The sequence below is a fragment of the Caniella muris genome, from assembly GCF_943193035.1.
GTDB lineage: Bacteria > Actinomycetota > Coriobacteriia > Coriobacteriales > Atopobiaceae > Granulimonas > Granulimonas faecalis.
Genome location: NZ_CALPCK010000001.1, coordinates 950,053 through 964,051, shown reverse-complemented (window position 1 = coordinate 964,051; position 13,999 = coordinate 950,053). Strand labels below are relative to the sequence as shown.

Genomic DNA, 13,999 nt, shown 5'->3' with positions numbered 1-13,999 from the left:
GGTTCCGGGAAGGCGCGCAGGAGGGGTTGGTCGGAGTTGCATGAGCATATGCTCATGTGTTTATACTACTGTGAATAGGTAGGAAATGCGTCAAGGAGGAGGCCGACGTGAGCACCGCCACCGAGCGCACCGCCCGTTTCGCCATCGACGGGATGACGTGCGCAAGCTGCTCCTCGATCATCGAGAGGATGGTGGGCCGCATGGACGGGGTCGAGTCCATGGCGGTCAACCTCGCCGCCAACAGCGGCACCGTCACCTACGACCCCGGCGCCGTCTCCCTCGACGCCGTGCTCGAGACCATCGACGGCCTGGGCTTCTCGGCCGAGGTGGTCCCCGACGAGAGCCGCGCCGCCTTCGACGAGGGGCGCCGGGCCAAGGAGGCCGCCACGGAGCGCCGCGACCTCGCCATGTTCGTGGTCTCGCTCGTGCTCACCGTCATCATCCTGGTCATCTCCATGACGCCGCTGGGCATGTCTGCGGCCATGGCGGCGTCGGGGGCCATCTGGGGCGAGGCGAGCCACGGCCGGGCCATGGAGCTCATGAACGTCGTGTGCTTCGTGCTGTGCATCCCGGTGCAGTTCGTGTGCGGCGCCCGCTACTACAAGGGGGCCTGGGGCGCCCTCAAGGCCCGGGCCGGCAACATGGACACCCTCGTGGCCGTGGGCACCACCGTGGCCTTCGCCTACGCCACCTACCTCACGTTCGGGCCCCGGGCCACCTCGGGCGTCATGGCCCCGTTCGAGACGAGCGCCATGCTCATCACGTTCGTCATGCTCGGCAAGATGCTCGAGCACCGGGCCAAGGGCCGCGCCGGCGCCGCCGTGGAGGAGCTCATGAGCCTCACGCCGGCCGTGGCGTGGGTGCGCCGCGGCGACTCCCTCGTGGAGGTGCCCCAGGGCGAGCTCGCGGTGGGCGACGTCTGCGCCGTGCGCCCCGGCGAGCGCGTGCCGGCCGACGGCCGCGTGGTCTCGGGCCACTCCTCGGTGGACGAGTCCATGCTCACCGGCGAGCCCCTCTTCCAGGAGAAGTCCGCCGGCGACGAGGTCACCGGCGGCACCGTCAACGGCACCGGCGCCTTCGAGTTCGAGGTCACGGCCGCCGGGTCCGACACCGTGCTGGCCCACATCGTGGAGCTCGTGGAGGCCGCCCAGGGCTCCAAGCCGCCCATCCAGCGCCTGGCCGACCGCATCAGCGCCGTCTTCGTGCCCGCCGTGCTGTCCGTGGCCCTGGCGACCTTCGTCGTGTGGCTCGTCGTGGCGGCCGTGGGCGGCACGCTCGACGCCGCCGGGTTCGAGCGCGCCCTCATGGTCGGCGTGTCCGTGGTCGTCGTGGCGTGCCCCTGCGCCCTGGGCCTCGCCACCCCCACCGCCATCATGGTGGGCACGGGCCGGGGCGCCGAGGAGGGCATCCTCATCAAGGACGGCCAGGCCCTGGAGGGGGCCGGGTCGCTCACGTGCGTGGTCTTCGACAAGACGGGTACCCTCACCGAGGGCTCGCCGCAGGTGACCGAGGTGCTCTGCGCCGACGGCACCGGCCGCGGCGACGCCCTCGCCCTGGCGGCCGGCCTCGAGCGGGGGAGCGAGCACCCGCTGGCCCGCGCCGTGCTCCTGGCCGCCGAGGAGGAGGGGGCGGCCCCCGTGGCGGTGGACGGCTTCGAGGCCGTCCCGGGCCACGGCGTCGTGGGCACCGTGGCGGGTGCGGACGGCTCGCCGGTCGAGGTGGGCTTCGGCAACGGGCGCCTCGTGGCGCGTCTCACCGGCTCCGGCGTCCCCGCGTGGGCCGAGGGCTCGGCGCCGGGCGGCACCGACATGTACCTCGTGCGCGGCGGCACCGTGGTCGCCCGCGTGCGCGCCGCCGACGAGCCCAAGCCCACGGCCGCCGAGGGTGTGGCCGCCCTGGAGGCCCTGGGCCTCCGGGTCATGCTCCTCTCGGGCGACGGCCGCGCCGCCGCCGAGGGCGTGGCCTCCCTCGTGGGCATCGGGCCCGACAACGTGGTCGCCGAGGTGCTCCCCGGCGACAAGGCCGAGGTCGTCGAGGGGCTCCGGGCCTCCGGCGAGAAGGTCTGCATGGTGGGCGACGGCATCAACGACACGCCGGCCCTCGCCACGGCCGACATCGGCATCGCCATGGGCGCCGGCTCCGACGCGGCCCTCGAGGTGGGCCAGGTGGTCCTCATGCACGACGACGTGCGCGACGTCGCCCGGGCCGTCTCGCTCTCCCGCGCCACGATGCGCAAGATCCGCCAGAACTTCGCGTGGGCCCTGGGCTACAACTGCCTGCTCATCCCGCTGGCGTGCCTGGGCATCATCGCCCCGGAGGTCTCCGGGGCGGCCATGGCGCTCTCGAGCGTGTCGGTGGTGTCCAACTCGCTGCTGCTGAAGCGCTGGCGCGGCTGACCGTCCCCACGTGGCGGCGCTGCCTGGCGGCGCGGGGCGGCGGCCTGGGGTAGACTCCGAGCGTGACACCTACGCTTCCGGAGGCCCCATGGACAAGCCCTCTCTCGACGAGGCGCGCGACCGCGCCCAGGCGCTGCGCGCCAAGCTCGACTACCACGCCTACCGCTACTACGCCCTCGACGACCCCGAGATCTCCGACGCCGAGTTCGACCGCCTGCTCGGCGAGCTCCAGGACATCGAGGCCCGCCACCCCGAGCTCGTGGTCCCCGAGAGCTACACCCAGCGGGTGGGCGGCTACGTGAGCCCGCAGTTCGCGTCGGTCGCCCATGCCCAGCGCATGTACTCCATCGACGACGCCATGACCATCGAGGAGCTCGACCGCTGGCTCGCCCGCACCGACGAGGCCCTGGGCGCCACGCCCGAGAGACCCGTGGCCTACACCTGCGAGCTCAAGATCGACGGCCTCGGCGTGGCCGCCACCTACCGCGACGGCAGGTTCGTGCGCGCCGCCACCCGCGGCGACGGCTCGGTGGGGGAGGACGTCACCCTCAACGTGCGCACCATCGGCGACGTCCCGGCCCGCCTGGCCGACGCCGGCCTCGCCGGGCTGCCCCACGGCGGCGCCGGCCAGGCCGTGGAGGTGCGCGGCGAGGTCTACATGGCCAAGAGCGCCTTCGCCCGCCTCAACGAGGAGCGCGACCTCGCCGGCAAGCCCGTCTTCGCCAACCCGAGAAACGCCGCCGCCGGGTCGCTGCGCCAGAAGGACCCCCGCGTCACGGCGTCGCGCGACCTCGCCACGTTCGTCTACGCCGTGGCCGACCCCGCCATGGTGCAGGTGAGCACCCAGGCCCAGTTCCTCGACTGGCTGCGCTCCTGCGGCTTCTCCGTCAACCCCCACGCCGAGCGCTGCGAGAGCGCCGCGGCCGTGCACGAGTACTGCGCCCAGGCCCTGGCCGACCGCAACGGCCTCGACTACGACATCGACGGCGTGGTGGTGAAGGTGGACTCCTTCGCCCAGCAGCAGGCCCTCGGCTTCACCTCGCGCGCCCCGCGCTGGGCCGTCGCCTTCAAGTTCCCGCCCGAGGAGAAGGAGACGGTCCTCCGCGAGATCCGCGTGCAGGTGGGCCGCACGGGCTTCCTCACCCCCGTGGCCGAGTTCGACCCGGTGACCGTGGCCGGCTCCACCATCGCCCGCGCCACGCTCCACAACATGGACGAGGTGCGCCGCCGCAACGTGCGCGTGGGCGACACCGTCGTGGTCCACAAGGCGGGCGACGTCATCCCCGCCGTCGTGGGCCCGGTCCTCTCCAAGCGGCCGGCCGACTCCGTGCCCTTCGAGATGCCCGCCACCTGCCCCTCCTGCGGCAGCCCCGTGGTGCACGAGGAGGGCGAGGTGGCCTACCGCTGCATCTCCATCGACTGCCCCGCGCAGTCCCTGGAGCGCCTCGAGCACTGGCAGTCGCGCAAGGCCATGGACATCGACGGCATGGGTCCCGAGATGATCGGCCGCCTCGTGGGCGCCGGTCTCCTGCGCGACGTCGCCGACATCTACTCCCTCACGGTCGAGCAGGTGGCCGCCCTCCCCACGGGCCGCACCTACAAGACGCGCGCCAAGGGCCACGACGTGGGGGACCCCATCCCCACGGGCCGGCGCACCGCCGAGAAGCTCGTGGCCCAGATCGAGGTCTCCAGGTCCCGGCCGCTCTCCCGGGTGCTGTTCGGCCTGGGCATCGTGCACGTGGGATCCTCGGTGGCCGACGCTCTCGCGGCTGCCTTCCCCTCCGTCGAGCTGCTGCGGGCCGCCACCGAGGAGGAGCTCGCCCAGGTGGACGGGGTGGGCCCGGTCGTGGCCTCCAGCGTGGCGGAGTTCTTCTCCATCCCCGAGAACCTCGAGGTGCTCGCCCGTCTCGGCGCGGCCGGCGTCACCATGGCCGACGACGCCCCCGCGGCCCCCGGGCGCCCCCAGACCCTGGCGGGCCTCACCTTCGTGCTCACGGGCAGCCTCCAGGGCATGACGCGCGACGAGGCCGGTGCCGCCCTCAAGGCCCTGGGCGCCAAGGTGTCGGGCAGCGTCTCCAAGCGCACGAGCTACGTGGTGGCGGGCGAGGCCGCGGGCTCCAAGCTCGCCAAGGCCGAGTCCCTCGGCGTGCCGGTGCTCGACCAGGCCGCCCTGGAGCGCGTCCTCGAGACGGGGGAGCCCCCGGCGGCCGCCGATCCCGCGTGAGCGCCCGTCCGTGAGCGCCCCGTCCGAGGGCGCGCCGGCCCCGGACGGACGGTGAAGACCCTGTAGAGTCCCCCGAACGCCGCCGTCGCCCCCTCGGGGTCGCGGGTACCCGGGTCCTCGGTACCCATCCGCGACCCCGAGGAGGAACCCCATGGCAGACACCGACACCCGCACCGCAGCCCCCGTCGACGACGCGCGCCGCGTCCGCGCCGTCAAGGCCCTCGGCCGCGTGGCCTCGTGCCTCTCCGTGCTCATGTACGTCTCCTACATCCCCCAGATCGCCAACAACCTCGCCGGTAACTACGGCTCCCCGGTGCAGCCGTTCGTGGCCATGGTCAACTGCGTGTTCTGGACCGCCTACGGCCTGCTCGAGCGGCCCCGCGACATGCCCATCGTGGTGGCCAACATCCCCGGCATCGTGCTGGGGTGCGTCACCTTCCTCACCGCCCTCCACTAGGTCGTCATCTCTTCAGGGTCTTTTGTCTTGTTGACGGTCTGATAGGGGCCGTCAACGGTCGAGTTGCTAGACTTGGCAAAAACCCTATGGAGAGGAGAGATGCCATGGCCCAAGAGCCCAAGGCGTCCGACGGGCGCGCGGTGCGCGTCATCGAGGTGAAGGAATCGGTCTTCGCGGCCAACGAGCAGAGGGCCGATCGGCTGCGCGACGACCTCAGGGAGCGGGGGACGTTCCTGCTCAACGTCATGAGCAGCCCCGGCTCGGGGAAGACCACCCTCCTCACCCGCACGGCCGAGCGCCTGCGCGACCGCCTGTCCATGGGCGTCATGGAGGCCGACATCGACTCCGACGTCGACGCCGTGACCATGGCCGACGCCGGCGTGGTGGCCGTGCAGCTCCACACCGGCGGCATGTGCCACCTCGACGCCGCCATGACCTCCCAGGGCCTCGCGGAGCTCGATGCCGCCGCCGCCGAGCAGGGGGCCGCCCCCATCGACCTCGCCGTCCTCGAGAACGTGGGCAACCTCGTGTGCCCCGCCGAGTTCGACACCGGCGCCTCGGCCTCGGTGGCCCTGGTCTCGGTGCCCGAGGGCGACGACAAGCCCCTCAAGTACCCCCTGATGTTCGAGGTGGTCGACGCCGTGGTGGTCAACAAGGTCGACACCTGCGAGCTCTTCGACTTCGACATCGAGCGGTTCCGCGAGAACGTGCGCCTGCGCAACCCCGAGGCCCCCGTCATCCGCCTGTCGGCCAAGACCGGCGAGGGCGTCGACGCCTGGACGGCGTGGCTCGAGGGCGCCGTGGCCGCCTGGAAGGGAGGCTCCCATGCCTAACGAGCGTCGTATGGCCGCCGACGAGCGCATCGAGCGGCTCTGGGAGGCCGGTCTCACCGTGGAGGGGGACTACGTGCCCCCCGAGGCGTCCGACCCCTCCGTGGCCGTGCGCAAGCCGGTCCTCGAGCTGGCCCAGATGGTCTCCGACCGCATCGGCCACAAGGTCACCCCGGCCGACCCCGAGTACTACGGCCTGGCCGCCTGCATCACCGACCCCATGGCCGAGGTGGCCCTCAAGATGGGGGTGCGCAAGCCCAAGACCCTCGCCCAGCTGGCCGAGCTCTGCTCCATGGACCCCGCGGAGCTCGAGCCGCTCCTGTTCGACATGGGCTACGTGGGCCTCATCGAGTGGAACCGCGAGAACGAGGACGGCCGCAACCCCGAGGGCGAGCTGCGCTACGTGCTGCCGCCCTTCGTGCCGGGCTCGGCGGAGTTCTTCAACATGCGCCAGTCCCAGATCGACGAGCACCCCCAGGTGGCCAAGATGTTCGAGCGCATGACCCAGCTCCCCCTGGAGCGCGTCACCGCCATGGTGCCCCCGGGCGGCGCCGGCATCGGCATGCACGTCATCCCCGTGGAGCGGGCCATCCCCATGGAGAACGAGTCGGCCTCGGTAGAGCACATCACCCACTGGCTCGACAAGTACGACGGCAAGTATGCCGCCAGCCCCTGCAGCTGCCGCATGAGCCGCGAGAAGCTGGGGGAGGGCTCGGCCGACGACCCCGAGGACTGGTGCATCGGCGTGGGCGACATGGCCGACTACCTCGTGGACACCCAGCGCGGCCGCTACATCGACCGCGACGAGGTACTCGCCATCCTGCGCCATGCCGAGGAGAACGGCTTCGTGCACCAGGTCACCAACATCGACGGCGAGCACAAGATCTTCGCCATCTGCAACTGCAACGTGAACATCTGCAACGCCCTGCGCACGAGCCAGCTGTTCAACACCCCCAACATGAGCCGCTCGGCCTACACCGCCGAGGTCGACCGCGAGGCCTGCGTGGCCTGCGGCCGCTGCGTCGAGGTGTGCCCCGCCGGCGCGGTGTCCCTCGGCCAGAAGCTCTGCTCCGCCAAGGCAGGCGGCAAGGTGCCCGAGTACCCCGTGCGCGAGCTGCCCGACGCCACGCCCTGGGGCCCCGAGCGCTGGAGCCCGAACTACCGCGACGACAACCGCCGCGAGACCTACGACTCCGGCACGGCCCCCTGCAAGACCGCCTGCCCGGCCCACGTGGCCGTCCAGGGCTACCTCAAGCTGGCCGCCCAGGGCCGCTACCGCGACGCCCTCGCCCTCATCAAGCGCGAGAACCCGCTGCCCGCCGTGTGCGGCCGCATCTGCAACCGCCGCTGCGAGGACGCCTGCACCCGCGGGCGCGTGGACGCCGCCGTGGCCATCGACGAGGTCAAGAAGTTCGTGGCCGCCGCCGACCTCGACCCGGCCACCCGCTACGTGCCGCCGGCGGTGACCCCGTCCAACCGCGGGGGCTTCCCCCAGAAGGTCGCCATCGTGGGCGCCGGGCCGGCCGGCCTCTCCTGCGCCTACTACCTGGCCGAGAAGGGCTACGCCCCCACGGTCTTCGACCGCAACCCGCGGCCCGGCGGCATGCTCTCCTACGGCATCCCGTCCTTCAAGCTCGAGCAGGACGTCATCGACGCCGAGATCGACGTCATGGCGCAGATGGGCGTGGAGTTCAGGCTCGGCGTCGACGTGGGCTCCGACGTGACCCTCGACGAGCTCCGCGAGCAGGGCTACGACGCCTTCTACCTCGCCATCGGCTGCCAGGGCTCCCGTTCCGCCGGCATCCCCGGCGAGGATGCCGGGCACGTCTCCTCCGCCGTTGACTTCCTGCACCGGGCCGCCGAGGGCACCCTCGACGGCGCCTCCCTCGGCCGCACGGTCGTCGTGGGCGGCGGCAACGTGGCCGTGGACGTGGCCCGCACGGCCGCCCGGGCCGGCGCCTCCTCCGTGGAGATGCGCAGCCTGGAGCAGCGGGGCGAGATGCCCGCCAGCGACGAGGAGCTCGAGGAGGCCGCCGAGGACGGCGTCACCGTCACGTGCGGCTGGGGCCCGGCCGAGGTGCGTGTGGGCGACGACGGCTCCGTCTCCTCCGTGGTGTTCAAGCGCTGCGTGCGGGTGTTCGACGACGAGGGCCGCTTCTCGCCGGTCTACGACGAGGCCGACACCGAGGAGGTCCCCTGCGACACCCTCGTCTTCTCCATCGGCCAGGCCGTGGAGTGGGGCGCGCTCCTCGAGGGCAGCGCCGTGGAGCTCGGCCGCGGCGGCTCGCCGGTGGTGGACCCCGTGACCTACCAGACGGCCGAGCCCGACGTCTTCTGCGGCGGCGACGTGGTCACCGGCCCGCGCTTTGCCATCGACGCCATCGCCCAGGGCCACGAGGCGGCCGTCTCCATCCACCGCTACGTGCACCCTGGCTCCAGCCTCACCGTGGGCCGCAACCCCCGGTTCTACGTGGAGCTGGACAAGGACGACGCCGTGCTGCCCAGCTACGACACCTCCTCGCGCCAGCGCCCCGCGACCGACAGGGCCAAGGAGAAGGCCGAGCCCTTCCGCGAGTACGCGGGGACGCTCACCGAGGAGCAGGTGCGCACCGAGACCGCGCGCTGCCTGTCCTGCGGCGCGAGCTGGGTGGACCCCAACCAGTGCATCGGCTGCGGCCTCTGCACCACCCGCTGCGAGTTCGACGCCATCCATCTGGTGCGCGACCACCCCGAGGCCAGCACCATGGTGCGCTCCGAGGACAAGCTCAAGGCCATCGGCCCCTACGCCCTCAAGCGCGCGGCGAAGATCGCCGTCCGCAAGATCCGGCGGGAGGTGTAGGCGCGGTGCACGAGCTGGGCATCGTGTTCTACATCGCCGACGAGGTGAGGGACGTCGCCCTGGCCAACGGGGCGACGTCCGTGGCCTCGGTCACCGTGGAGCTCGGGGAGGTCTCGGGGGTGGTGCCGCGGCTCCTCCAGGACGCCTGGCGCTGGTGCGCCGACCGCGAGGACCTGCTCCGCGACTGCGAGCTCGTCATGGAGGAGGAGCCCGCCGTGACGCTCTGCGAGGACTGCGGCACCCGCTACGGCACGGTGGCCCACGGCCGCACGTGCCCCGCCTGCGGCAGCCCCCACACCCACCTGGAGCAGGGGTCGGGCGTGGTGATCCGAGAGATCGCCGTCGTCTAGGCCCCGCCCCGCGACGTGTGGGATGTGACAGGGGTGCCTGGCCCATCTGTCACTTCGTATATTTCATCGTTGAAACGACGGGCCGTCTTCCGGGGCCCCTTCCGACGGAGAACCGCGCCGGGAGGGGCCCCGGCGCCGCCCCGTCCGTCCCTCTGTTACGCCCCCTTTTCCATCTCGTAAGCCCTGGGGGCACGAAACAGGGGCCACACACTGCCGCCGTAGGGTACGAGAGACCCGGACAAGTCCCCGGCCCCTAGGGAGCGAGCATGACCCAACCGCAACCCGGCCCCACCCTCTGGCGCCCCGAGTTCGAGCACGACGCCTGCGGCATCGGCGCCCTCGCCCACATCAAGGGCAGGCGCAGCCACCAGATGGTCGACGACGCCCTGTCGGTCCTCGTCAACCTCGAGCACCGTGGCGGCGTGGGCCTCGAGCGCACCACCGGCGACGGCGCCGGCATCCTCTTGCAGGTGCCCCACCGGTTCTTTCGCAAGGAGGCCCAGAAGGAGGGGTGCCTGCTCCCCGACGAGGGCGACTACGGCGTGGCCATGCTCTTCCTGCCCCAGGACGAGTTCGGCGTGACCGCCGCCCGCCGCACCTTCGAGGACGGCTGCGCCGCCGCCGGCCTGCCGCTGCTGTTCTGGCGCGAGGTCCCCGTGGACCCCCACGACCTCGGCGAGGCCGCCCGCGACACCATGCCCTCCATCTGGCAGGCCTTCATCGGCCGCCCGGACGCTGTGGCCGCCGGCGACGACTTCGAGCGCGCCCTCTACGTGTGCCGCCGCACCGTCGAGAAGGCGGCCGAGGCCTCGAGCGCCCTCGACGGCCGCATCTTCTACGTGTGCTCCATGAGCGCGCGCACGGTGGTCTACAAGGGCATGCTGCTCGCCACCCAGATGCGCCGCTTCTTCCTCGACCTCAACGACGCCGCCGTGGAGAGCGCCCTCTGCCTCGTGCACTCCCGCTACTCCACCAACACCACGCCCAGCTGGGAGCGCGCGCACCCCAACCGCTACATCATCCACAACGGTGAGATCAACACCCTCAAGGGCAACGTCTGCGCCCTGCGCGCCCGCGAGCCCGGGCTCTATTCGCCGGTGATGGGCCCCGACCTCGAGAAGGTCCTGCCGGTCATCGACCGCGAGGGATCCGACTCCGCCATCCTCGACAATGTCCTTGAGTTCCTCGTCATGAACGGCCGCTCCATGAGCCGCGCGGCCTCCCTGCTCATGCCCGAGCCCTGGGACCGCAACGACCACCTCGACCGCGAGCGCCGCGCCTTCGACCGCTACCAGTCCATGCTCATGGAGCCCTGGGACGGCCCGGCCGCCATCGCCTACACCGACGGCCGCACCCTCGGCGCGTCCCTCGACCGCAACGGCCTGCGCCCGGCCCGCTACTACGTGACCCACGACGACCGCCTGCTGCTCTCCAGCGAGGTGGGCACCCTGGACGTGGACCCGGCCGACATCCTCGTGGCCGGCTCCCTCGGCCCCGGCGAGATGCTCGAGGTGGACCCGGCGGAGGGCCGCATCGTCTGGAACGACGAGCTCCGCCGCGACCTCGCCAGCGCCAAGCCCTTCGCCGACTGGATCGCCGAGGAGACCCTCGCCGTGGCGGACCTCGACGACCCGGGCGACCCGGGCCGCGAGCCCTTCGACGGGCGCCCCTTCGCCTGGTCCATGGCGGCCCTCGGCCACTCGTGGGACGATGTCGCCGAGGTGCTGCGTCCCATGGCCGAGAAGGGGGCCGTGCCCCTGGCCTCCATGGGCTTCGACACGCCCCTCGCCTGCCTCTCGGCGAGGCCCCGGCCGTTCTTCGACTACTTCTACCAGCTGTTCGCCCAGGTGACCAACCCGCCCATCGACGCCCTGCGCGAGTCCATGGTCACGAGCAGCGTGCTCTATCTCGGCAACCACGGCAACATCCTCGAGGACGCCCGCGACAACTGCCGCCTTGTGGCCCTCGACGGCCCCATCCTGTCCGACGACGCCTTCCGCCGTATCGCCGCCCTCGACCGCACCGGCTTCCACGCCCGCACCTTCGTGGGCGCCTTCGACCCCGCCGCGGGCCCCGGCGCCCTCGAGGCCTCCCTGGACGCCCTCTGCGACGAGGTGGAGCGGGCCGTGGCGGCCGGCACCAACGTCGTGGTGCTCACCGACGACTGCGACCCCGCGCTGATCCCCGTGCCGTCGCTGCTCTCCCTCGGCGCCGTCCACGACCGACTCATGGCCCGCGGCCTGCGCATGGAGGTCGACATCGTCGTGGACACCGGCGACGCCGTCTGCGCCCACGACTTCGCCGCCCTCGTGGGCTTCTCGGCGTCCGGCGTGCACCCCCGCGGCGCCCACGACGCCTTGGCCTGCGCCGTCGCCACCGGCGCCGTCACCGTGGGCCTCGCCGAGGCCCTGGCCAACTACGACCGCGCCGTCACCTCGGGCATCGTCTCCATCATGTCCAAGATGGGCATCTCCACCATGCAGGGCTACCACGCCGCCCGGATCTTCGAGGCCGTGGGCCTCGCCGGCGAGGTCGTGGACCGCTGCTTCTCCGGCGTGCCGTCGCGCGTGGGCGGCCTGGGCTTCGCGGACATCCAGCGCGAGCTCGTGGAGCGCCGCGCCGAGGCCGACGCCCTGGCCCTTTCGCCGGCCCCCGACCAGCTGCCCAGCTCCGGCGCCACCAAGTGGCGCCCCGACAACGGCGTGTGGGAGGGCGAGGAGCACCTCATCGACCCCGAGGCCATCTACCTCCTGCAGCGCGCCTGCCGCGAGAACGACGCCGACCTCTGGGACGCCTACGTGGCCCACGTGCACCGCCCCGGCCGCCCCATGATGCTGCGCGACCTCCTCGAGTGCGTGCCGCTGCCCTCCGGCCCCGTGCCCCTCGACGAGGTGGAGCCCGCCTCCTCCATCGTCCGCCGCTTCAACACCGGCGCCATGAGCTACGGCTCCATCTCCAAGGAGGCACACGAGTGCCTGGCCGTGGCCATGAACCGGCTGGGCGGCCGCTCCAACACCGGCGAGGGCGGCGAGGACCCGGCCCGCGAGGCGCCGCTGGCCCCCGGCTCCATCGCCGGATGGCGGCCCGGGGACTCCGCCAGGAGCGCCATCAAGCAGGTGGCCTCGGGGCGCTTCGGCGTCACGAGCCGCTACCTTGGCAGCGCCACCGAGATCCAGATCAAGATGGCCCAGGGCGCCAAGCCCGGCGAGGGCGGCCACCTGCCCGGGGCCAAGGTCTACCCCTGGATTGCCGAGGTGCGCCGCTCCACCCCTGGCGTGGGCCTCATCAGCCCGCCGCCGCACCACGACATCTACTCCATCGAGGACCTCGCCGAGCTCATCTTCGACCTCAAGAACGCCAGCCCCGGCGCCCGCGTGTCGGTGAAGCTCGTGGCCGAGGCCGGCGTGGGCACCATCGCCACCGGCGTGGCCAAGGGAGGCGCCGACAAGATCCTCATCTCCGGCTCCAACGGCGGCACCGGCGCCGCCCCGCGGGACTCCATCTACCACGCGGGCCTGCCCCTGGAGCTGGGCCTCGCCGAGGCCCAGCAGACGCTGCTCCGCAACGGCCTGCGCTCCCGCGTGGTCATGGAGGCCGACGGCAAGCTCATGAGCGGCCGCGACGTGGCCGTGGCTGCCCTCCTCGGCGCCGAGGAGTTCGGCTTCGCCACCATGCCCCTCGTGGCCATGGGCTGCCTCATGCAGCGCGACTGCCAGCAGGACACCTGCCCCGCCGGCATCGCCACGCAGAACGCCTGCCTGCGCCGGCAGTTCAAGGCCACCCCCGACGACGTGGTCAACTTCATGACCTTCATGGCCGAGGACCTCCGCCGCGAGATGGCGGCCCTGGGCTTCCGCGCGGTGGACGAGATGGTGGGGCACCCGGAGCGACTGCGCCAGAAGGCGGGGGAGGGCCCGTGGAAGGCCCGCACCCTCGACCTCTCGGCCCTCCTGGCCGCGGGCACCAACCTCTACGGCACCTCGGTCCCCGGCGCCTCGGGCACGCGGTTCCTCGAGGAGATGCGCTTCGACATGGCCCTCGAGCGGACACTCGACGCCACGCTCTTCATCCCGTACACGGCCGACGCCCGCGAGCACCTGACGCCCATCGAGTTCACGGCCGACCTCGCCAACGTCAACCGCTGCGTAGGCACCATGCTCGGTGCCGCGGTGACGGCCCGGCATCCCGAGGGGCTGCCCGACGACACCGTCCGCATCCGGTGCCAGGGATCCGGCGGCCAGTCGTTCGGCGCGTTCCTGCCGGCGGGCATCTCCCTCGACATCTCGGGCGACGCCAACGACTACGTGGGCAAGGGCCTCTCCGGCGGCATCGTCTCGGTGCACCCGGGCGAGGGGGCCACGTACAAGTTCAACGAGAACACCGCCATCGGCAACGTGGCCTTCTACGGCGCCACGGCCGGCCGCGGGTTCGTCAACGGCCTGGCGGGCCAGCGCTTCGCCGTGCGCAACTCCGGCGCCACGGTGGTGGCCGAGGGCGTGGGCACCTGCGGCTGCGAGTACATGACCGGCGGCGTGGCCCTCATCCTGGGCGAGGTGGGCCCCAACTTCGCCGCCGGCATGAGCGGCGGCGTGGCCTACGTCTACGACGAGCTGGGCACGCTGGAGTCGCGGGTGAACAAGGGCCTCGTGGACGTGCTGCCCTGCGACGGGGACGACCTCGGGCGGGTGCGTGCCCTCATCGAGGAGCACGTGGAGCGCACCGGCAGCCCCCTGGGCATCAAGCTGCTCTACCGCTTCGGCCCGGTGTCCGGGAGGTTCAGGAAGGTGCTGCCGCGCGAGTACGCGCGGGTGACCGCCCTGGTTGACTCCGCGCTCGCGGCGGGCGCCACCAGGGCCGAGGCCGAGCAGCAGGCGTTCGACGCCATGAGGATGGGGAGGTAGGC

The 13,999-nt window shown here is 72.3% G+C and carries 7 protein-coding genes; all 7 read left to right on the top strand.

All coding sequences use genetic code 11. The features are described from left to right. Window positions 1-107 precede the first annotated feature (107 nt). The 7 genes from NFR49_RS04160 (at window position 108) to gltB (ending at window position 13,997) form a co-directional block, all read left to right on the top strand. Window positions 108-2,396, top strand: a complete 2,289-nt coding sequence (locus tag NFR49_RS04160) for a heavy metal translocating P-type ATPase (RefSeq protein WP_251158391.1) — start codon at window positions 108-110, stop codon at window positions 2,394-2,396. A gap of 88 nt (window positions 2,397-2,484) precedes the next feature. After that, complete coding sequence (ligA, locus tag NFR49_RS04155) at window positions 2,485-4,620, top strand: NAD-dependent DNA ligase LigA (RefSeq protein WP_251158390.1); 2,136 nt, start codon at window positions 2,485-2,487, stop codon at window positions 4,618-4,620. Window positions 4,621-4,771: 151 nt separating this feature from the next. After that, on the top strand, window positions 4,772-5,077 hold the full coding sequence (locus tag NFR49_RS04150) for an SWEET family sugar transporter (RefSeq protein ID WP_251158389.1): 306 nt from the start codon (window positions 4,772-4,774) through the stop codon (window positions 5,075-5,077). 104 nt (window positions 5,078-5,181) lie between these two features. Beyond that, entirely contained in the window at window positions 5,182-5,910 is a 729-nt protein-coding gene (hypB, locus tag NFR49_RS04145) for a hydrogenase nickel incorporation protein HypB (protein WP_251158388.1), read from the top strand. Then, the gene (locus tag NFR49_RS04140) at window positions 5,903-8,746 is read left to right on the top strand and encodes an FAD-dependent oxidoreductase (protein WP_251158387.1); all 2,844 of its coding nucleotides are present in this window, start codon (window positions 5,903-5,905) and stop codon (window positions 8,744-8,746) included. The genes hypB and NFR49_RS04140 overlap by 8 nt, the downstream gene beginning before the upstream one ends. A gap of 5 nt (window positions 8,747-8,751) precedes the next feature. Continuing rightward, window positions 8,752-9,096: a hydrogenase maturation nickel metallochaperone HypA/HybF gene (locus tag NFR49_RS04135; RefSeq protein WP_251158386.1), complete on the top strand. Its 345-nt coding sequence runs from the start codon at window positions 8,752-8,754 to the stop codon at window positions 9,094-9,096. A gap of 266 nt (window positions 9,097-9,362) precedes the next feature. Next, a complete protein-coding gene (gltB, locus tag NFR49_RS04130; RefSeq protein WP_251158385.1) occupies window positions 9,363-13,997 on the top strand; it encodes a glutamate synthase large subunit in 4,635 nt (1,544 codons plus the stop codon). Window positions 13,998-13,999: the final 2 nt, after the last annotated feature.